This window comes from Pseudomonas sp. ITEM 17296, from assembly GCF_028895205.1.
Taxonomy (GTDB): Bacteria; Pseudomonadota; Gammaproteobacteria; order Pseudomonadales; family Pseudomonadaceae; genus Aquipseudomonas; species Aquipseudomonas kermanshahensis.
The window spans coordinates 85,760-103,387 of record NZ_WJRS01000004.1; the positions used below are offsets into that span (position 1 = coordinate 85,760).

A 17,628-nucleotide genomic window follows, 5' to 3' on the forward strand; every position below is an offset into this window, starting at 1 on the left:
TACACGCTTGGGACTAACGTCCCATTGACTAGTCAGACAGGAATGGCTGCAGGCACCGTAAAATCTGGGCTTAACAGAACATCTATATTAATTTGATATTTAAGTGCCACTATCTTTGCCAGTATTAAATGGCTTGAAAAATTTGACAGAGTTCACACTTGCACGCGACGTATTCTTACGTAAAACGCGGCCAGGGAAAGTTGATCCAGTATGAATATAGGCTCCGCAGGCACTTCAACTTCACCGGCTCCGCTGAAGTGTCACTGAGTGGTGGCAATTAGATGCCATATTGATATCTATGGTGCCACTTCGCCGTTATTTAGGGGCATTCAAAATAATGCCAACTGGCCACCAGGCGGGCAGAATTTCGAGCAATCGAGCGCCTGCGCTTCACGCCCCTCGAATGCCAGTTTGCGCATGGCTTTGGCGAACCGCTGCGCCAACAGCTCGGCGAAAATACCCTCGCCACGCATGCGTGCACCAAAGCGACTGTCATACAGTTCACCGCCGCGGCTCTGGCGAATCAGGCTCAACACATGGGCCGCACGCTGGGGGTAGTGGTCCTGCAACCACTGCTCGAACAGCGGCGCCACTTCCAGCGGCAAGCGCAACATCATGTAGGCAGCGCTTTGCGCACCGGCCTCCTTGGCGGCCTCCAGCAAGCGCTCCAGTTCACTGTCGTTGATCATCGGTATCATCGGCGAACACAAGACACCCACCGGCACACCCGCCTCGCGCAACACCCGGATCGCCCGCAACCTCGCCTTGGGCGATGCCGCACGGGGCTCAAGCACCCGCTTGAGGTCGTCGTCCAGCGTCGTCAGGCTGATCATCACCCGCACCAGCCGCTGGCTGGCCATCTCGGACAACAGGTCGAGGTCACGCAGCACCAGCGACCCCTTGGTGACGATGGTCACCGGGTGGCGGAAGCGCAGTAGCACTTCAAGCAAGCGCCGGGTCAGCAGGTGGTCACGCTCGATGGGCTGGTAAGGGTCGGTGTTCGAACCCAGGTTAATCGGCGCGCAGACATAGCCCGGTTTGCTCAATTGCTGTTCGAGCACGTCGGCAGCATTGGTCTTGGCGATCAGCTTTGTCTCGAAATCCAGGCCTGGGGACAGGTCCCAATACGCGTGCGAGGGGCGGGCATAGCAGTAGATACAACCATGCTCGCAACCTCGATAGGGGTTGATGGACCGGTCGAAGGGCAGGTCGGGCGAGGTGTTGCGGCTGATGACTGTCTTGGCGGTTTCGACCCGCACCTCGGTGCCTTGGGTCAGCGGTACTTCCTGGTACCAGCCGTCATCCTCCGCAACCGAATGGTTCGGGGCAAAGCGGTTGTGTGGGTTATGCGCCGTGCCACGGCCTTTTTGCGGTGCTGGAGTAATCATCATCCACCCCTATACTGTATCTATATACAGTATAGGTGGCATGCGGTTTATTCCAGCGCCTCTGGTCAGGTCAGGCCGTACCAACGCGCATAGGCGGCATGGCTGGGCAGGCGCCCGAGGAAGGCTTCGATGCCATCACGCAGGGGCTGCGAGGCACCGGGTTCGAACAGGGTCTCTTGCAGCGCGCGCCCCGTTTCGCGGTCGAGCAAGCCATGTGCTTCGAAACGCGTGAACAGGTCGAAGGCATGCACATCTGCCCATAGGTAGGCGTAAAAGCCGGCATCGTAGCCAGTGACCAAGTGATCGAAGGCATGCGCGGGGTGCTCGAAATCCGCCAAAGGCCAGTAGCCGCAAAGGCTGCGGGCTTGCTGCAGGCGCTGCTCAAGCGTTCTGCCGTCATGGGGCGCGCCATGCAGGTCGAGGTCGAACAGCGCCAGGCTCAGGTCGCGGCCGATTTCCTCGATGCCTTCCTGCTTAAACTGGCTCAGGTATGCCTCAGCCTGGGCCTCGCTCAGCGCACTGCCATCTTCACGCGGCGCCGCGATACCCGCCAGGTAGCGCGCATCCCACACCCAGCGCTCCAGCAGCTTACTGCACAGCTCCGCGCCATCATTGCCCAGCTCGGTCACATTGGACATAACATGGTTGGTGGTACGCACCAACAGGTGGTGCAGGGCATGGCCGAATTCGTGGTACAGCTTGCGCAGCGACAGGTGATCGAGCAACGGCTCGGCGCCCGCCAGTGCAGCGGGGATATCGCTGTTCACCACCACCACCGCAGGCTGGTAGATGCCTTCGGCATCGATGCGTCGGTTACGCACATAGGTGGTGAACACGGCGTCGGGCTGTTTGCCGGCGTGTTGCACTGCGTCCAGGTACAGCAGGCCTATGCACGCGTGGTCTTGCCAGACCTCGAAGCTTTGCACGCTGTCGTCCCAGGTAGCCAAGGGTTGGGGTCGCAGTTCAAGTGCAAACAGTTGCCGGGCCAGGCCAGTCAAGGCGGTGACCACTGCGCTCAACGGGAAGTACTCACGGAATGCCTCATTAGTGCTGGCGTCGCCCGCTGTGGCCTGTAGGTAGCTGATGTCCCAAGGCTGAACAGGCCCCAGGTTTTGCGCAGTCGCCTGCTGTTGAAGCTTCGTGCGCCACTGCGCCATTGCCGGCTTCACTGCCGCTGCCAGGCTCTGGAGAAAATCACCAACCTCGCTGAGTGACCCGGCGCTCTTGCTGCGAAGGCTCAGTTCGACGTGGTTGGCAGCACCCAACAGGCGGGCTTTTTCATCCAGGCATTCGGCCAGTTGCTGCAGATGGGTGCCGTTATCCTGCGCCAGATCGGTGCTGACGCCACGGGTATGAAAGGCCCGGTAAAGCTGTTCGCGCAAGGGGCGATGCGATGCCTGACGCAGCATTGCCTCGGTGGTCGCGCTTTCGCAGGCGACCAGCCAGCCTTGCTCGCCGGCCTCCTCGGCGCGCACGGCCAGCTCTTCACGCAGCCTGGGTGGCAGGCCACGCAGTTGCTCCTCGTCTTCGATCAGCAACCCTGGCCGGTCGAGGTTGCTGCGAAACGCGTTTTGTAAGGTGCCGATCTGCACTTGCAACTCGGCCAGACGTGCCTTCTTGTCTTCGCCAAGCGCAACGCCACTGCTGGCAAACTTTTCCAGGTGCCAACGCAGGGTAGCGCGCTGCTGAACATCCAGGTTCACGCCGTGAGCACTGATCGCCAATCGCGCATACAAGGCTTGCAGCCTATTGTTGGTGAATTTTTGATAGAAGCGTGCACCTACTCTGGCCTGAAGGCCGTTGATTGCCTCACCCCAGCGCTCGTGCTTGCCGCCCAGCGGGATGACGGCATAGTGCACCGCCAGCAATTGCGCATCCAGCTCATCGACTGCCAACACCAGGTCATCCCAGGTGGGCAGCGCCTGTTGCCGTTCGATGATGCGAGCGATGCCTTGTTCGTGCGCGTTCAGCACATGATCGAATGCCGCCTGCATGTTCTGCAGGGTGATCGCGGAATAATCGACGGGGGTCTTGCTGCCTTGCAGGAGGGGATTGTCCATGACGCATCGCCTTGCTCAGTGGGGGAGCGGGCGAGCATGCCTACCTGGCAGGGCGGTAGAGGCTTGATTATCTACCACCCGGCCAGGCAGGCCGGCCTTATTCGGCCGGTTTCTTCAGCTTCGGATTGGGGAAGAACTGCACGGTCTGCACCTTGGCCGGCGCCGGCTTGGGCGCCAGGTGGTTGACCCGCGTGCCGAGCTCCGAAGGCACCGACAGCCCTTGTTCATTCAGGGTATCGGTGAAGCCGCAGGCCACGCACTCGCGGTGCGGCACGCCATCTTCGTTCCACATCATCAGCTTGTCGGGCTCGCTGCACGCCGGGCAGACCGCCCCGGCGATAAAGCGCTTCTTGGTCTTGTTCACAACTACCTCACTCATGCCGCCGCGTCCTCGCTCAGCCCGCAGTGGCGCAGCAATGCATCGATGGAAGGCTCACGGCCACGGAAGTCGACGAACAGCACCATCGGCTCACGCGAACCACCCCGCGCCAAGATCGCCTCGCGGAAGGCTCGGCCGGTCTCGGCATTTAGCACGCCTTCTTCCTCAAAGCGCGAGAACGCATCAGCCGACAGCACTTCGGCCCACTTGTAGCTGTAGTAGCCTGCGGCATAACCGCCCGCGAAGATGTGCGCGAAGCTGTTGGGGAAGCGGTTGTACGCCGGTGGGCGCATCACTGTCACCTCGTCGCGCACGCCTTCGAGCACCTCCAGCACGCTGCGGCCATCGCCGTGGGTGGCGTGCAGCTCGAAGTCGAACAACGAGAATTCCAGCTGGCGCACCATCATCATGCCCGACTGGAAGTTCTTCGCCGCCAGCATCTTGTCCAGCAGGTCCTGGGGCAGGGCAGCGCCCGTTTCGTAATGGCCGGAGATCAGCGCCAGGCCTTCCGGCTCCCAGCACCAGTTCTCCATGAACTGGCTCGGCAACTCGACCGCGTCCCAGGCCACGCCATTGATGCCAGACACACCGGCATGTTCGATGCGGGTCAGCAGGTGGTGCAGGCCGTGGCCGAACTCGTGGAACAGGGTGGTGACTTCATCGTGGGTCAACAGCGCCGGCTTGCCGGGCGCGGCAGGGGTGAAGTTGCACACCAGGTTGGCCACCGGGCTCTGCAGCGCGCCTTCAACGGTGCGGCGACGGTCACGGGCACCGTCCATCCAGGCGCCACCGCGCTTGTTGGCGCGGGCATAGAGGTCGAAGAAGAAGCGGCCGACGTGCTGGCCGTTTTCCTTGATTTCGAACAGGCGTACATCCGGGTGCCAGCTGTCGAAGCCTTTGAGCTCGGCGATTTCGATGCCATACAGGCGCTGAACGATGCTGAACAGGCCCGACAGCACCTTGTCGATCGGGAAGTAGGCACGCAGGGTTTCCTGCGACACGCTGTAGCGTTGCTCGCGCAGCTTCTCGCCAAAGTAACCGGCATCCCAGCTGGACAGCTGCGGGCAGCCCTGCTCGGCAGCGTAAGCCTTGAGCTGCTCCAGGTCCTGGGCAGCGAACGGCTTGGAGCGCTTGGCCAGGTCACGCAGGAAGCTCAGCACCTGGTCGCTGGACTCGGCCATCTTGGTGGCCAGGCTCAGCTCGGCGTAGTTCGGGTAGCCCAGCAGCTTGGCCAGTTCCTGACGCAAGTCGAGGATTTCCTGCATCACCGGGCCATTGTCGAACTGGCCGGCATTAGGGCCTTGGTCCGAGGCGCGGGTGCAGTAGGCGGCATACAGCTCTTCGCGCAGGGCGCGGTCGCTGGCGTAGGTCATCACCGCGTAATAGCTGGGGAATTCCAGGGTGATCAGCCAGCCGTCGAGGTCTTTGGCCTGGGCTGCGGCCGCCATCTGCGCCTTGGCCGAATCGGTCAGGCCGTCCAGCACGGCTTCGTCGGTGACGTGCTTGGTCCAGGCCTGGGTGGCATCGAGCAGCTGGTTGGAGAACCGGCTGCCCAGCTCGCTGAGCTTGCTCTGCACTTCGGCATAGCGCTGCTGCTTGTCGGCCGGCAGGTCGATGCCCGACAGGCGGAAGTCGCGCAGGGCATGTTCGAGGATGGTCTTCTGCGCCACGTCGAAACTCGCCGCTTCCGGGCTGTTGACCAGCGCCTCGTAGGCTTCGAACAGCGCACGGTTCTGGCCCAGTTCGGTAGAGTAGGCGCTCAGCGCTGGCAGGCAAGACTCGTAGGCCTCGCGCAATTCCTTGCTGTTGCACACAGCATTGAGGTGGCTGACCGGGCTCCAGGCAGCGCCCAGGCGGTCATTCAATTCGTCCATGGCCAGCACCAGGCCAGCCCAGGTAGGGTTCTTGCCCTGCTTTTCGAGGATATCGGCAATGGCTTTGCGGTTGTCGGCCAGGATCTCTTCGATCGCCGGCAGCACGTGTTCGGCGCGGATCGCCGAGAAGGGCGGCAGATCGTAGGGCTGCAGAAGCGGGTTGGTCGCACTCACGGTTTGGATACCTTGGCAGAAGAAACACTGGACCATCTTAATTACAATCGACGCCGACCGCAGCAGGCAGCCTGCCTATCGGCACAGATGAGAGACCCTATCATGGCCATTCGAAGCTTCCAGCAACACACTCCGATAGTTGCACCACGGGCCTTCGTCGACCGCTCGGCGGTGGTGATGGGCGACGTGGAGATTGGCGAAGACAGCTCGGTCTGGCCCTTGACTGTAGTACGCGGCGACATGCACCGCATCCGCATCGGCGCACGCACCAGCGTGCAGGACGGCAGCGTGCTGCACATCACCCATGCCGGCCCTTTCAACCCGGATGGCTTCCCGCTGATCATCGGCGATGAAGTGACCATCGGTCATAAGGTGATGCTGCATGGCTGTACCCTGGGCAACCGGATCCTGGTCGGCATGGGCAGCACCATCATGGACGGCGCCATCGTCGAGGACGAGGTGATCATCGGCGCCGGCAGCCTGGTACCGCCCGGCAAGCGCCTGGAGAGCGGCTTCCTGTATGTGGGCAGCCCGGTAAAACAGGCCCGGCCGCTGACCGACAAAGAACGCGCGTTTTTCCCGTACAGCGCCAGCAATTACGTCAAGCTCAAGGACCAGCACCTGGCCGAAGGCTACGACCAACCAGAATGACTTGAGTGGAATCGCTTACATGCACCAGCAGAACATCCTCTTCGACCTTGATGGCACCCTGACCGACCCACGGTTGGGCATCACCCGCTCCATCCAGTACGCCTTGGCCAAACTGGGCATCGATGAACCCGACCTGGCCCGCCTCGAACACTTCATCGGCCCGCCCTTGCTGCAGGCATTCATGCAGTTCTATGGCTTTGACGAAGCCAAGGCGTGGGAGGCGGTCAATTTTTATCGCGAGCGTTTCCGCGTCACTGGCCTGTACGAAAACCAGGTGTTCGAGGGCGTACCGGAGCTGCTCGAGGCCCTCAATGGCCAAGGGCGCACACTGTATGTGGCCACGTCCAAGCCTTGGGAATTCGCCCGCGAGATTGCTCGACACTTTGCGTTCGACCATCACTTCAAGGTGATTTATGGCAGTGAGCTGGACGGCACCCGTACCAACAAGGTCGAGTTGATTCGCCACTTGCTCGACGAGGAAGGGCTGGACCCGGCGCAAACGCTGATGATCGGCGATCGCAAGCACGACCTGATCGGCGCCCGCAGCAATGGGCTGCAGGCGGTGGCGGTGGGGTATGGGTTTGGTAGCGAAGAAGAGTTGACGGCCCAAGCGCCGGAGTTTCATTTCGCTACGTTGGCCGAGATGCATCGGGCCTTCATTAACGCCTGATAATGATTGGGGCTGCTTTGCAGCCCATTCGCGGGGCAAGTCGGACCGCCGCACCGCCGCTCCCACAGGTACCGCATCGCTATGAATGGCAGTGCAAAACTTGTGGGAGCGGGCTTGCCCCGCGAATGGGCCGCACAGCGGCCCCAAAATCTCATTGGGTAACCACAAACCGCGCCAACGCCGCCTTACGCGCTTCAACCGGCAACCGCCCAAGCGCCTCAACGCGCTCATAAAACCGCCCCCAATCCCCCCCAACCTCACCAAACACCGCCGCAAACGCCGGCACCCATTGGTCATACAGCCCAAACGGCAGCAGCTTGGCATTGCTCATCGGCCCATACATCCAGGCGTCATAACGCGTGTCGCCCGCCCACTGGCTATCACGCACGGCTCGGTACTCGCGCCGCAACCGCTCGAACTCCGCCTGCTTCGCCACACGCTTGTGCGCGTCATCCAGCGGCCCGGCATACATCTCCTGGAGCCGTTCACGGCTGGCCAGCACCAGCCGAATGAACTGGTCACGCTGCTGCGCCTGATCATCCTCGATCGCTGCAAGCCCACGCGCTGCGCGCCATTGCCGCGATCCCTCCTGCTCGACGAAGGTGGCAAACGATTCGTTGAACGCCGTGTCGTCCTGCACATAAAAGCGCTGATGGGCCAGCTCATGGAAAATCAACGACGCCAACCGCTCATCCCCCCAGCCAACCATCGACGACAACAACGGGTCGTCGAACCAGCCCAGGGTCGAATACGCCTCGACGCCGCCCACATACACATCCATACCCGCCTGGCGCATCAACGCCGCCGCGCCCCGCGCCGCCCCCTGGCGGTAATAGCCGCGATAGGCCACGCAGCCGGCAATCGGGAAGCAATGCGTCACCGGCTGCAACGACAGTTCAGGCGTGGCGAATACATTCCATACCACGTAGGGGCGCCCCAGGTCGGCGTAAACCCGGTAGCTGCGGTTGTCCGGCAGTTTCAGCTGCTGGCTGGCGAACACCCGGGCCTGTTCGGCATGCTGCAGCCGCGCACGCAACTGCGGGCTGCTGGCCGGGTCTGCCAGCACCTTTTCCACCGGCTGACGCGCGCGCAGTAGCTGCCATTGGCCCTCTGCTAACTGGCCGTAATAGCCGACGCTGCTGCAACCGTTCAGCAGAACGGCCGCCAACACGGGAACAAAACGGGTGAAAAGGCGGTCGAGTGGCCCAGGGCCTAAGCGCTGAAAAAGAAAAAGTCGAAGCATCTGGGACTGTCTGACTCGCTCATGGCCAATTCGCTCCAAGACTATCTCGCCAGGGGGGAGTTTCGCCATGCGTCCATTGTTTGCCGCCAGCACACTCATGCTGTTGTCTGCGTGCTCAACCCTGCCGGACCCCGATCCGAACCAGGCCTGGGTCGACCTCACCCCCGTGGACGAGACGTCGCTGCACGCCGTGCAGGTGGACGAACGCGACTGGGCTGACACACGCTATTTCGAAGTTGCCCCCGGCAGCCACGAACTGACCGTGCGCTACCAGTTCCCGGTCACCCCAAGCAATATCGGCCCGGTCAACGAGCCGTTGTGGCGCGATTGCCAGCTCAACCTCACCTTCAAAGACTTCAGCGCCGGCCAGCGCTACCAGTTGCAGGCGGGCAGCATCGGCTTCCGACCCTGGATCAAACTTTACGACCACCAGCAAAAACTGGTGGGCCAAGGCCTGCCAGCGGGCTGTCAACGCACCTGAACCCCGCAAACGGCGCTATGCTTGTAACTTGTGAATCGCAAGTGGGAGTTTTGCCATGCGCCAGCCCATGATGCTGATCGCCCTCAGTGCACTGGGGGCTTGCGCCAGCCCCTTGCCGCCCGTCGACCCCAAGCAGGCCTGGGTCGAGCTTTCCACCATCACCCCCGGCAGGGTCCTCATGGCCGACCGCCTCGACGGTCAGCGGCTGGAAGATGGCCGTTACTTCCAGGTAACGCCTGGCAAGCACGAGCTGGTGGTGCGTTTCGATTATGAGATTTACGGCGGGGGCATCATGTCCCAGCCGAGGGACCGTACCTGTTATCTGACGGTGCGCTATGACAGTTTCAAAGCCGGCGAACGCTACCGCCTAGAGGCCCGGGCGCCGGTGATGGAGCCGCAGGTGCTGCTGTACGACGCCAGCCGCAAGGTGCTGGTGAACGAGCCCAGCAACGTGTTTTGCATTCCGTGAAGTTGGGGGCGCTTTGCGCCCCTTTCGCGACGCAAGGCGGCTCCCACAGTCAGTCATGTACCTGTACGAACGGCCTTGTGTCGCGAAGGGCCGCAAGGCGGCCCCAGCATTCAGACGCTACCGGTCGTTCTTCTGGTAGATGATCTTCTTGGTGCCACCTTCGCAGCTGCCCACGACCATATTGGAGTCCTGGACCTCGCTGTTGGGCACGATTTCCAGGGTGTAGGACGGTACGCCCTGGGCCTGGATCTTGGCCTCGATCTCGGCTTTCAACTCTTCGCACGGCTTCATTGCCGCCAGCGTAGAGGTGGCGAGCAGGGAGGCCAACACGGCGATTGCTACGCGGATCATGGAACGGCTCCTGAAAGGGCAGTCGTGCTGCCATTGCTGGTTAGACTACAGCAAACCGCCCTCGTTGCGCCGCCTAGCCCACCAGCGAGGCATCCAGGCTGATGGTGGCATTGAGCACCTTCGACACCGGGCAACCGGCCTTGGCCTTGTTGGCGATTTCAAGGAACTGCGCCTCGCTCGCGCCCGGCACCTTGGCCTTAAGAATCAGGTGCACGGCAGTGATGGCAAAGCCGTCGGCCTGCTTGTCCAGCGTCACCTCGGCAATGGTATCGATGCGGTCTGCGGTCAGCCCCGCTTCACCCAGCATCATCGACAGCGCCATCGAGAAGCAACCGGCATGGGCAGCGCCGATCAGCTCTTCCGGGTTGGTGCCGGGTGAGCCTTCGAAACGGGTATTGAAGCCGTACGGGTTCTGCTTGAGCGCGCCGCTTTCAGTGGAAAGCAAGCCTTTGCCGTCCTTCAGGCCGCCTTGCCAGATCGCCGATGCTGTCTTTTTCATGATGCCTCCTGGTCGCTACGTTTACACATCTTGGGGTGACATGCTTAAGGGTTCAGAGGTCGGCTACCTACGGCAAGTTCAGATCAATCTGACCGCAAGCATTGAATCCACCGAATGTGCCCATACAGAGTTCAAAAGGCCTCTGGCCAACCACCTTCAAGGAGGCTCCGATGACGCAGCTGCGTGACCTGAAAATTTCCACCCTCGACCTCGTGCCCGTGCGCGCCGATGGCGGGCCGGCGCAGTCGCTGCGTAACTCGCTGGACCTTGCACAGCACGCGGAACGCTTCGGCTACAACCGCTTCTGGGTCGCCGAGCACCACAACATGGATGGCATTGCCAGTTCCGCGACCTCGGTGTTGCTCGGCTACCTGGCGGGCGGTACCTCGACCATTCGTGTCGGTTCCGGTGGCGTGATGCTGCCCAACCACGCGCCGCTGGTAATCGCCGAACAGTTCGGCACCTTGGCCAGCCTGTACCCAGGCCGCATCGACCTGGGCCTGGGCCGCGCCCCTGGCTCCGACCAGATGACCGCCCGGGCCCTGCGCCGCGAGCGCTCCGGCAGTGCGGACGACTTCCCCGATGATGTCGAAGAGCTGTCGCGCTACCTCGGCCCGCGCACCGATGATCAAAAAGTGATCGCCGTGCCAGGGCATGACACCGAGGTGCCAATGTGGCTGCTCGGCTCAAGCCTGTTCAGTGCGCAGTTGGCCGGCATGCGCGGTATGCCCTATGCGTTCGCCTCGCATTTTGCGCCGCGCTACATGCACGAAGCGATTCGCGTCTATCGCAACCATTTCAAACCCTCCACCACGCTGGACAAGCCTTATGTGATGCTCGGTATTCCGATGGTGGTGGCCGACACCGACGAGCAGGCCGAGTACCTGGCCACGTCGGTGTACCAGCGCATTCTTGCCCTGATTCGCGGGCAGAGCCTGATGCAGCGTCCGCCCGTGCCAAGCATGGATGGGCTGTGGCTACCCCACGAGCGCGATGCGGTGATGAGCTTCCTCGGCCTGGCCATGATTGGCAGCCCGCAGAAGGTGCGGGCCAACGTCGAGGTGCTGCTGGAACAGACCGGCGCGGATGAGCTGATCTTTACCTGCGACTTATATGAGCATGCGGACCGGGTCAGGTCCTATGAACTGATGGCAGAGGCCTTGAAGGCCTAGTAGCCCGCCTCGCGGGTAACCCCGCGAAGCGGCCGTCACTCAACCACGCCGGTAGACAATTTCCTTGGTACCGGCTTCACAGCTGCCGATCACCTTGCCCGCTGCATCGCCTTTCTTGACGATCTCCAGCGTGTAGCCATGCACGCCTTTGGCATCCAGCTTGGCGGCAAGCTCTGCCTTCAGTTCTTCACACGGCTTGCCCGCCGCCAGCGCACCACCCGCCAGTGCCATCAGGCCCGCCGCCAGAATCAGTTTCTTCATCGATCGCTTTCCTTGTACAGATGAAAATCAAAGAGGGCGCCGGCAACGGCGCCCCCTCTCTATTACCCCATCTTGCCGGCGCCAGCTAGCCCGGTACTGCTTCAGCTATTGGCAATCCGAAACCCGACCTTGAGCGTGACCTGGAAGTGCGCCGCCTTGTTGTCATGGATATGACCCCGGGTGTCGATCACTTCGAACCATTCCAGGTGCTTGATGCTCTTGCCCGCTTCGGCCAGGGCATTGTTGATCGCGTCCTCGATGCTGGTGGGCGACGACCCAACCAGTTCGATCTTCTTGTACGTGTGATGATCGGACATGTGCACTCTCCTTGGATGACGGTGAAATTGAGCCTAGCAGCGCAGGCCTGGTTTACCTGCGAGCCGTCGCCAGGGATGAAAGTTCGATCGCACTTTCGCCGCGCGGTGCAGTCGCAATCCTTACAGCCCATCCCCGAAGGAGAGTCAACATGCACCGCAACTCGCTGCGTAAAACATCCCTGGAAAGCATGGAAGCCGAGATCGAAAGCCTTCTGAAATCGCTGGAAAACCTCAAACACGATGCCTCGGAGGAGTCCCAGAAGTCGGTGAAGGCAATCCGCAGCAACGCCGAGAGCGCACTCAAACATTCGCGCAGCCTGCTGAGCGACGCCTACGAGGAAGTGAAGACCCGCACTCGCCAAACCGGCATCGCCACCCGTGACTACGCCCAGGAACACCCCATCACCACCGCCGGGGTAGCCGTGGGTGCCTTGGGCCTGCTGGCGGCATGGCTGCTGTACAAGCGCAACTAAGCGATCTGCAGCCGCAATTCCTGGCGCAGCCATTGCGCCAGTTGCTCGGCGCGCCCATCCGCGGCGCGCCGTGGCACCCACAGCGCCAGCGCGGCGTGCGTGGGTGAAAAGCCCCAAGGGGCCGCCAACCTCCCAGCCCGCAGATCATCCGCCACCAACTGCTGCGGCGCGATCGCGATCCCCAGCCCGGCCACTGCGGCCTCCAGCAAGTAGTACAGGTGTTCGAAGGCCTGGCCGAACGGCAATGCGCCCGGCTCGAGCCCATGCTGCGCCGCCCACGCAGGCCACGCCTGCGGGCGTGAGGTGGTGTGCAGCAGCGACTCGCCCAGCAAAGCCCGGGGCGCCGCGCCGCGCAAACGCTCGAAGCCGGCGAAGTGGGGGCTGAGCACAGGCCCGATGCGTTCTTCGGCCAACACGTGCACCTGCATGTCTGCCGGCCATGGTGGCTCGGCAAACACCAGCAAGGCATCCAGGCCTGGGCGCCGCGGGTCCAGGTCGCCTTCCCCGGCAGACAAGTGCAGGCGCAGCTCCGGCAGGTCGGCCTTGAGCCGCCCAAGCCTGGGGATGAACCACCGCGCCAGCAGGCTGCCGGAACAGCCAAGGACGAACGGCGCCTCGCTGTTATCCCGGCTCAACTCGGCACACACACCCCGCAACCTGTCGAATGCCTCGCCACTGGCATCGCGCAGGCGCATGCCAGCATCTGTGAGTTTGATGCCACGCCCATCCTTGACGAACAGGGCAATGCCCAAGTGCTCTTCAAGCACTTTGATCTGCCGGCTGACCGCGCCGTGCGTCACATGCAGCGCTTCGGCCGCCTGGCTGACGCTGTTAAGCCGGGCAGTCGCCTCGAAGGCCCGAAGGGCATTGAGCGGGGGAAGGTCCTGGGCCATTGTCTTGTGAGTTTTCCTGACAGGTTTGCGCAATCTTATCGGTTTTCAGACGGGCGTTGCGTGGTTAGAGTAAAGCCCATCACTCATTCATTACGCCTTGGAGCGCCCCATGACCCAGACTCAATACCGCCCTGGCCCAGACGCCAACGGCCTGTTCGGCTCGTTCGGCGGCCGCTACGTGGCAGAAACCCTGATGCCACTGGTACTGGACCTGGCCCGCGAATACGAAGCCGCCAAGGCCGACCCGAAGTTTCTCGAAGAGCTGGCGTACTTCCAGCGCGACTACATCGGCCGCCCGAACCCGCTGTACTTCGCCGAGCGCCTGACCGAGCACTGTGGCGGGGCAAAAATCTTCTTCAAGCGTGAAGAGCTCAACCACACCGGCGCGCATAAGGTGAACAACTGCATCGGCCAGGTGCTGCTGGCCAAGCGCATGGGCAAAAAACGCCTGATCGCCGAAACCGGTGCCGGCATGCACGGCGTGGCCACCGCCACCGTCGCCGCCCGCTTCGGCCTGCCTTGTGTCATCTACATGGGCGCCACCGACATCGAGCGCCAGCAAGCCAACGTGTTCCGCATGAAGCTGCTGGGCGCCGAAATCGTCCCGGTCACCGCCGGTACCGGCACCCTGAAAGACGCCATGAACGAGGCCCTGCGCGACTGGGTCACCAACGTCGAAGACACCTTCTACCTGATCGGCACCGTCGCCGGCCCGCACCCGTACCCGGCCATGGTCCGCGACTTCCAGTCGATCATCGGCAAGGAAACCCGTGCCCAGTTGCAAGAGAAGGAAGGGCGCCTGCCAGACAGCCTGGTGGCCTGCGTCGGTGGCGGCTCCAACGCCATGGGCCTGTTCCACGAATTCCTTGAAGAGCCAAGCGTACAGATCATCGGCGTCGAAGCCGGCGGCCACGGCGTGCACACCGACAAACACGCGGCCAGCCTGAACGGCGGCGTACCCGGCGTGCTGCACGGCAACCGCACCTACCTGCTGCAGGACGCTGACGGCCAGATCACCGACGCCCACTCGATTTCCGCCGGCCTCGACTACCCGGGCATCGGCCCGGAGCACGCTTACCTGCATGAAGTGAAGCGCGTCGAGTACGTCAGCATCACCGACGACGAAGCGCTCGATGCGTTCCACGCCACCTGCCGCCTGGAAGGCATCATCCCGGCCCTGGAAAGCTCCCACGCCCTGGCCGAGGCGATCAAGCGCGCACCGAACCTGCCCAAGGACCACCTGATGGTCGTGTGCCTGTCCGGGCGCGGCGACAAAGACATGCAAACCGTGATGAACCACATGGCCGCCCAGGAGAAACAGGCATGAGCCGTCTTGAACAACGCTTCGCCGCACTCAAGGCCGAAGGCCGTTCGGCACTGGTCACCTTCGTTACCGCGGGCGACCCGGGCTATGACGCTTCGCTGCGCATCCTCAAAGGCCTGCCGGAAGCCGGCGCCGACGTGATCGAGCTGGGCATGCCGTTCACCGACCCGATGGCCGATGGCGTGGCCATTCAGCTAGCGACCCTGCGTGCACTGGAAGCCGGCCAGACCTTGGCCAAGACCCTGCAGATGGTTCGTGAATTCCGCGTGGGCAACCAGGCCACGCCGATCGTGCTGATGGGTTACTACAACCCGATCCACCGCTTTGGCGTGGAAAAGTTCGTGGCAGAAGCCAAGGAAGCCGGCGTCGATGGCCTGATCATCGTCGACCTGCCGCCCGAGCATGATGCCGAGCTGGCCACCCCGGCCCAGGCTTCGGGCATCGACTTCATCCGCCTGACCACCCCGACCACCGACGACGCACGCCTGCCGCGCGTGCTTGAGCGCAGCTCCGGGTTCGTCTATTACGTGTCCGTCGCCGGTGTGACCGGCGCGGGCTCGGCAACCACCGAGCACGTGACCGAAGCCATTGCCCGCCTGCGTCGGCATACCGACCTGCCGATCAGCGTTGGTTTCGGCATTCGTACCCCGGAGCAGGCTGCGAACATCGCCCGCCTAGCCGATGGTGTGGTGGTGGGGTCGGCGCTGGTCGACAAGATCGCTCATGCCAAGGATGCCGATCAGGCCGTCAATGATGTGCTGAGCCTGTGCTCGGCGTTGGCTGAAGGCGTGCGCGGCGCCCGCCGCTGATTGGCGTTGCATTCTTCGCGGGGCAAGCCCGCTCCCACAGGTTCACTGCAATCTGTCAGAAAGCACTCGACCTGTGGGAGCGGGCTTGCCCCGCGAATGGCCGCATAGCGGCCCCCATCTAACCGCCAAAAATCGACAGCTTCAGCGGCCGCACAGCCCCCATCCAGATCGCATGATCCCGGTGATCCGCCAGCTCATCCCCGGTCAGCGGGTGCAGAAACACCACCAACCCCTTGCGGTACAGCGCCAGCCACGGCAACACCACCCCCACCACTTCAGGCCCGAACGCCAGCTGGCAACTCCAGTCAGGATGCGGCCCCACGGGTTGCTGGTGCATGCGTCCCATGGTCACGGGGAACAGCCGCGCCGCCTCCTCGCACAGTTCTCGCGCCTGCTCGAGGGTCGATGCGTCGTAGTACACGTGGGCGTGATAGCCCTTGATCCTTTGCACGATAACTCCTGATTGCGGTCAAACCATCACCCCCTGCAAAGGAAGTGATGCAGTGAAAAACGCCGAAACCCCAGTATTCAAGCTGGTCCTGTTCGGGGCCGAGTCCAGCCTTGGCAGTGCGCTGATTACCGAGCTGCTGTCACGCCAGCACGAAGTGACCGCCGTGGTCGATGACCTCAACCGCCATGCGCCACGCCCTGGCCTGCATTTCAAGATAGGCGGGCTGGCGAGTGCCGACCAGGCGGAGCAGGGTGCCGCAGGTGGCTCGGCGGTAGTTGCCTTGTTGTCAGCCTTGGCACCCGGTGACCTGCCTGCGCAATGGCAGATGAGCGAAGCGCTGGTGGCCGGGCTTGCGCGTACGACTATACGCCGGCTGTTGCTGGTGGGCGATTTCGATGTGTTGGACAGGCCAGGCGATTACACCGATGAAGCGCGCGAAGGCGTGGACCAGGTTGTCGATGGGCTGCAGCGCAGCGCATTGCACTGGACCCTGATCAATGCACCCCAGACGTTGGTCGACCTGGAGAGGGTAGCGGCGGGGATGGCCGATATGCTGGATTTGGGGTTGCATCGGGGCGAGCATCTCAACTTCGTATCCTGAGGCCTCTTCGCGGGGCAAGCCCGCTCCCACAAGTACTGCACAGCTGTCCAATCCTGTGGTGTACCGGTGGGAGCGGGCTTGCCCCGCGAAGAGGCCCTCAAGCCTCACGCTCATCCTCCAGCCAATCGACAAACCGCTCAATCAGCGCCCCACGCCGCTTGCGCGGTGGCAAAACCGCGTAATACCCGCGTTCCGAGCGCAAACTGCCCTCCAAAGGCCGACACAGCAGCCCCTGTTCAACCAGCCCATCGACCAGGTGCCCCCAGCCAATCGCCACCCCTTGCCCGGCAATCGCCGCCTGGATCAACAAGGTGTAGTTATCAAAACGCAACTGCCCCGGCGGCGGTGGGCTGTCTACGCCAAACCCACGAAACACACCCGCCCAATCAAACCAACGGCTGGCCTGCTCACCGCGTAGGTGAAGCAACGGCAAACGCTGCAAAGCCACGGCTGACAAGGGTTTGCCATGAGTCAGGCGGGGGCTGCAGACCGGGAATACCTCCTCATCGAACAACCACCGGCTCTCGCCTTGATGAAAACGCCCGTCACCAAACAGCACCGCCACATCGATATCCGGCCGCAGCATCGCCTGGCTGCGCTCACCCGTCACCAGGCTCACATCCACCTGTGGATAAGCTTCATGAAAGCGTTGCAACCGGGGCATCAGCCAGAACGCCGCAAAGGCGAAGTCGGTCGCCACCTGAAGCACCTCGCGCTGGCCTCGCCCGCTGGCCAGGGCAAGCCCATCGTCCATGGCCTGCAGCCCTTGGTGCACTTGTTCGAACAGTAACTGGCCGGCCTCGGTCAGCGCAATGCCCCGGTAGATCCGGTCGAACAGCCGGGTACCCAGCTGGGCTTCCAGGCGCTTCACCTGCTGGCTCACGGCGGGCTGCGTGGTCCCCAACTCAAGCGCCGCGGCCGTAAAGCCACGCAACCGCGCTGCGGCCTCGAACACACGCAGGGTATCCAACGACAGCTCGCCAAGGCGCTCAAACATAAGCTCAGCTAATCCCAGTCATTGCCCGCCATGGGCTTTACCCATGTTATCCACAGTCGCATCTTGGTAGGCAAGCGGTTCGCATAACCTT

21 protein-coding genes are annotated in these 17,628 nt (G+C 62.6%); 9 read left to right on the forward strand and 12 right to left on the reverse strand.

Annotated features, from left to right (window positions below):
- Window positions 1–329: 329 nt before the first annotated feature.
- The 4 genes from GIB19_RS06380 to prlC form a co-directional block, all read right to left on the reverse strand.
- Entirely contained in the window at window positions 330–1,388 is a 1,059-nt protein-coding gene (locus tag GIB19_RS06380) for a PA0069 family radical SAM protein (protein WP_099430845.1), read from the reverse strand.
- A gap of 65 nt (window positions 1,389–1,453) precedes the next feature.
- A complete protein-coding gene (locus tag GIB19_RS06385; protein ID WP_274884386.1) occupies window positions 1,454–3,448 on the reverse strand; it encodes a M3 family metallopeptidase in 1,995 nt (664 codons plus the stop codon).
- A 97-nt stretch (window positions 3,449–3,545) separates the two neighbouring features.
- On the reverse strand, window positions 3,546–3,827 hold the full coding sequence (locus GIB19_RS06390) for a YheV family putative zinc ribbon protein (RefSeq protein ID WP_027592019.1): 282 nt from the start codon (window positions 3,825–3,827) through the stop codon (window positions 3,546–3,548).
- Entirely contained in the window at window positions 3,824–5,875 is a 2,052-nt protein-coding gene (gene prlC / locus GIB19_RS06395) for an oligopeptidase A (protein WP_265967473.1), read from the reverse strand. Before prlC ends, GIB19_RS06390 begins: the two co-directional genes overlap by 4 nt.
- A 102-nt stretch (window positions 5,876–5,977) precedes the next feature.
- On the opposite strand from prlC, the gene GIB19_RS06400 reads away from it, so the two are divergent.
- Both GIB19_RS06400 and GIB19_RS06405 read left to right on the forward strand, forming a co-directional pair.
- Entirely contained in the window at window positions 5,978–6,526 is a 549-nt protein-coding gene (locus GIB19_RS06400) for a gamma carbonic anhydrase family protein (protein WP_274884390.1), read from the forward strand.
- A gap of 19 nt (window positions 6,527–6,545) precedes the next feature.
- Window positions 6,546–7,196 (forward strand): HAD family hydrolase, encoded by a 651-nt coding sequence (locus GIB19_RS06405; protein WP_027592022.1) that lies wholly within the window; start codon window positions 6,546–6,548, stop codon window positions 7,194–7,196.
- Between the two features lie 151 nt (window positions 7,197–7,347).
- Here GIB19_RS06405 and GIB19_RS06410 read toward each other — a convergent pair whose 3' ends face one another.
- Complete coding sequence (locus tag GIB19_RS06410) at window positions 7,348–8,439, reverse strand: aminopeptidase (RefSeq protein WP_274884393.1); 1,092 nt, start codon at window positions 8,437–8,439, stop codon at window positions 7,348–7,350.
- Window positions 8,440–8,506: 67 nt separating this feature from the next.
- Between GIB19_RS06410 and GIB19_RS06415 the strand changes: the two genes are divergently transcribed.
- Both GIB19_RS06415 and GIB19_RS06420 read left to right on the forward strand, forming a co-directional pair.
- Window positions 8,507–8,920 carry a PA0061/PA0062 family lipoprotein gene (locus GIB19_RS06415; protein ID WP_027592024.1) on the forward strand — a complete coding sequence of 138 codons (414 nt, stop codon included), beginning with the start codon at window positions 8,507–8,509 and terminating at the stop codon, window positions 8,918–8,920.
- 55 nt (window positions 8,921–8,975) lie between these two features.
- Window positions 8,976–9,389: a PA0061/PA0062 family lipoprotein gene (locus GIB19_RS06420; protein WP_085272118.1), complete on the forward strand. Its 414-nt coding sequence runs from the start codon at window positions 8,976–8,978 to the stop codon at window positions 9,387–9,389.
- A 117-nt stretch (window positions 9,390–9,506) separates the two neighbouring features.
- Here the strand turns inward: GIB19_RS06420 and GIB19_RS06425 are convergent, their stop codons facing one another.
- Both GIB19_RS06425 and GIB19_RS06430 read right to left on the reverse strand, forming a co-directional pair.
- Window positions 9,507–9,740: a DUF1161 domain-containing protein gene (locus GIB19_RS06425; protein WP_274884395.1), complete on the reverse strand. Its 234-nt coding sequence runs from the start codon at window positions 9,738–9,740 to the stop codon at window positions 9,507–9,509.
- 73 nt (window positions 9,741–9,813) lie between these two features.
- Entirely contained in the window at window positions 9,814–10,239 is a 426-nt protein-coding gene (locus tag GIB19_RS06430; protein WP_027592027.1) for an OsmC family protein, read from the reverse strand.
- 170 nt (window positions 10,240–10,409) lie between these two features.
- On the opposite strand from GIB19_RS06430, the gene GIB19_RS06435 reads away from it, so the two are divergent.
- The gene (locus GIB19_RS06435) at window positions 10,410–11,411 is read left to right on the forward strand and encodes an LLM class flavin-dependent oxidoreductase (protein WP_099427987.1); all 1,002 of its coding nucleotides are present in this window, start codon (window positions 10,410–10,412) and stop codon (window positions 11,409–11,411) included.
- 39 nt (window positions 11,412–11,450) lie between these two features.
- On the opposite strand, the gene GIB19_RS06440 is transcribed toward GIB19_RS06435, so the two are convergent.
- Both GIB19_RS06440 and GIB19_RS06445 read right to left on the reverse strand, forming a co-directional pair.
- Window positions 11,451–11,672 carry a DUF1161 domain-containing protein gene (locus GIB19_RS06440; RefSeq protein ID WP_085272120.1) on the reverse strand — a complete coding sequence of 74 codons (222 nt, stop codon included), beginning with the start codon at window positions 11,670–11,672 and terminating at the stop codon, window positions 11,451–11,453.
- Window positions 11,673–11,773: 101 nt separating this feature from the next.
- Window positions 11,774–11,989 (reverse strand): dodecin, encoded by a 216-nt coding sequence (locus tag GIB19_RS06445; RefSeq protein ID WP_027592030.1) that lies wholly within the window; start codon window positions 11,987–11,989, stop codon window positions 11,774–11,776.
- A 149-nt stretch (window positions 11,990–12,138) separates the two neighbouring features.
- On the opposite strand from GIB19_RS06445, the gene GIB19_RS06450 reads away from it, so the two are divergent.
- Window positions 12,139–12,462, forward strand: coding sequence for a DUF883 family protein (locus GIB19_RS06450; protein ID WP_027592031.1), 324 nt, complete (start codon window positions 12,139–12,141; stop codon window positions 12,460–12,462).
- Here GIB19_RS06450 and GIB19_RS06455 read toward each other — a convergent pair.
- Window positions 12,459–13,355, reverse strand: coding sequence for a LysR family transcriptional regulator (locus tag GIB19_RS06455; RefSeq protein WP_274884402.1), 897 nt, complete (start codon window positions 13,353–13,355; stop codon window positions 12,459–12,461). The two genes, GIB19_RS06450 and GIB19_RS06455, sit on opposite strands and share 4 nt — an antisense overlap.
- 109 nt (window positions 13,356–13,464) lie before the next feature.
- On the opposite strand from GIB19_RS06455, the gene trpB reads away from it, so the two are divergent.
- Together trpB and trpA are read left to right on the forward strand one after the other, a co-directional pair.
- Window positions 13,465–14,682, forward strand: a complete 1,218-nt coding sequence (trpB, locus tag GIB19_RS06460) for a tryptophan synthase subunit beta (protein WP_027592033.1) — start codon at window positions 13,465–13,467, stop codon at window positions 14,680–14,682.
- On the forward strand, window positions 14,679–15,488 hold the full coding sequence (gene trpA / locus GIB19_RS06465) for a tryptophan synthase subunit alpha (protein WP_186679243.1): 810 nt from the start codon (window positions 14,679–14,681) through the stop codon (window positions 15,486–15,488). The genes trpB and trpA overlap by 4 nt, the downstream gene beginning before the upstream one ends.
- Before the next feature lie 118 nt (window positions 15,489–15,606).
- On the opposite strand, the gene GIB19_RS06470 is transcribed toward trpA, so the two are convergent.
- Entirely contained in the window at window positions 15,607–15,939 is a 333-nt protein-coding gene (locus GIB19_RS06470; protein WP_027592035.1) for a DOPA 4,5-dioxygenase family protein, read from the reverse strand.
- Between the two features lie 52 nt (window positions 15,940–15,991).
- On the opposite strand from GIB19_RS06470, the gene GIB19_RS06475 reads away from it, so the two are divergent.
- Window positions 15,992–16,540: an NAD(P)H-binding protein gene (locus tag GIB19_RS06475; protein WP_274884408.1), complete on the forward strand. Its 549-nt coding sequence runs from the start codon at window positions 15,992–15,994 to the stop codon at window positions 16,538–16,540.
- A gap of 97 nt (window positions 16,541–16,637) precedes the next feature.
- Here the strand turns inward: GIB19_RS06475 and GIB19_RS06480 are convergent, their stop codons facing one another.
- The gene (locus tag GIB19_RS06480; RefSeq protein ID WP_274884410.1) at window positions 16,638–17,537 is read right to left on the reverse strand and encodes a choline sulfate utilization transcriptional regulator; all 900 of its coding nucleotides are present in this window, start codon (window positions 17,535–17,537) and stop codon (window positions 16,638–16,640) included.
- Window positions 17,538–17,628: the final 91 nt, after the last annotated feature.

What these genes read in the sequence shown, in the direction of transcription:
- GIB19_RS06445 (WP_027592030.1), bottom strand. Translation starts at nt 11,989, where the DNA reads ATGTCCGATCATCACACGTACAAGAAGATCGAACTGGTTGGGTCGTCG.
- trpB (WP_027592033.1), top strand. Translation starts at nt 13,465, where the DNA reads ATGACCCAGACTCAATACCGCCCTGGCCCAGACGCCAACGGCCTGTTC.
- GIB19_RS06415 (WP_027592024.1), top strand. Translation starts at nt 8,507, where the DNA reads ATGCGTCCATTGTTTGCCGCCAGCACACTCATGCTGTTGTCTGCGTGC.
- GIB19_RS06435 (WP_099427987.1), top strand. Translation starts at nt 10,410, where the DNA reads ATGACGCAGCTGCGTGACCTGAAAATTTCCACCCTCGACCTCGTGCCC.
- GIB19_RS06480 (WP_274884410.1), bottom strand. Translation starts at nt 17,537, where the DNA reads ATGTTTGAGCGCCTTGGCGAGCTGTCGTTGGATACCCTGCGTGTGTTC.
- GIB19_RS06400 (WP_274884390.1), top strand. Translation starts at nt 5,978, where the DNA reads ATGGCCATTCGAAGCTTCCAGCAACACACTCCGATAGTTGCACCACGG.
- GIB19_RS06405 (WP_027592022.1), top strand. Translation starts at nt 6,546, where the DNA reads ATGCACCAGCAGAACATCCTCTTCGACCTTGATGGCACCCTGACCGAC.
- trpA (WP_186679243.1), top strand. Translation starts at nt 14,679, where the DNA reads ATGAGCCGTCTTGAACAACGCTTCGCCGCACTCAAGGCCGAAGGCCGT.
- GIB19_RS06420 (WP_085272118.1), top strand. Translation starts at nt 8,976, where the DNA reads ATGCGCCAGCCCATGATGCTGATCGCCCTCAGTGCACTGGGGGCTTGC.
- GIB19_RS06380 (WP_099430845.1), bottom strand. Translation starts at nt 1,388, where the DNA reads ATGATTACTCCAGCACCGCAAAAAGGCCGTGGCACGGCGCATAACCCA.
- GIB19_RS06425 (WP_274884395.1), bottom strand. Translation starts at nt 9,740, where the DNA reads ATGATCCGCGTAGCAATCGCCGTGTTGGCCTCCCTGCTCGCCACCTCT.
- GIB19_RS06455 (WP_274884402.1), bottom strand. Translation starts at nt 13,355, where the DNA reads ATGGCCCAGGACCTTCCCCCGCTCAATGCCCTTCGGGCCTTCGAGGCG.
- GIB19_RS06390 (WP_027592019.1), bottom strand. Translation starts at nt 3,827, where the DNA reads ATGAGTGAGGTAGTTGTGAACAAGACCAAGAAGCGCTTTATCGCCGGG.
- GIB19_RS06385 (WP_274884386.1), bottom strand. Translation starts at nt 3,448, where the DNA reads ATGGACAATCCCCTCCTGCAAGGCAGCAAGACCCCCGTCGATTATTCC.
- GIB19_RS06440 (WP_085272120.1), bottom strand. Translation starts at nt 11,672, where the DNA reads ATGAAGAAACTGATTCTGGCGGCGGGCCTGATGGCACTGGCGGGTGGT.
- GIB19_RS06430 (WP_027592027.1), bottom strand. Translation starts at nt 10,239, where the DNA reads ATGAAAAAGACAGCATCGGCGATCTGGCAAGGCGGCCTGAAGGACGGC.
- GIB19_RS06450 (WP_027592031.1), top strand. Translation starts at nt 12,139, where the DNA reads ATGCACCGCAACTCGCTGCGTAAAACATCCCTGGAAAGCATGGAAGCC.
- GIB19_RS06410 (WP_274884393.1), bottom strand. Translation starts at nt 8,439, where the DNA reads ATGCTTCGACTTTTTCTTTTTCAGCGCTTAGGCCCTGGGCCACTCGAC.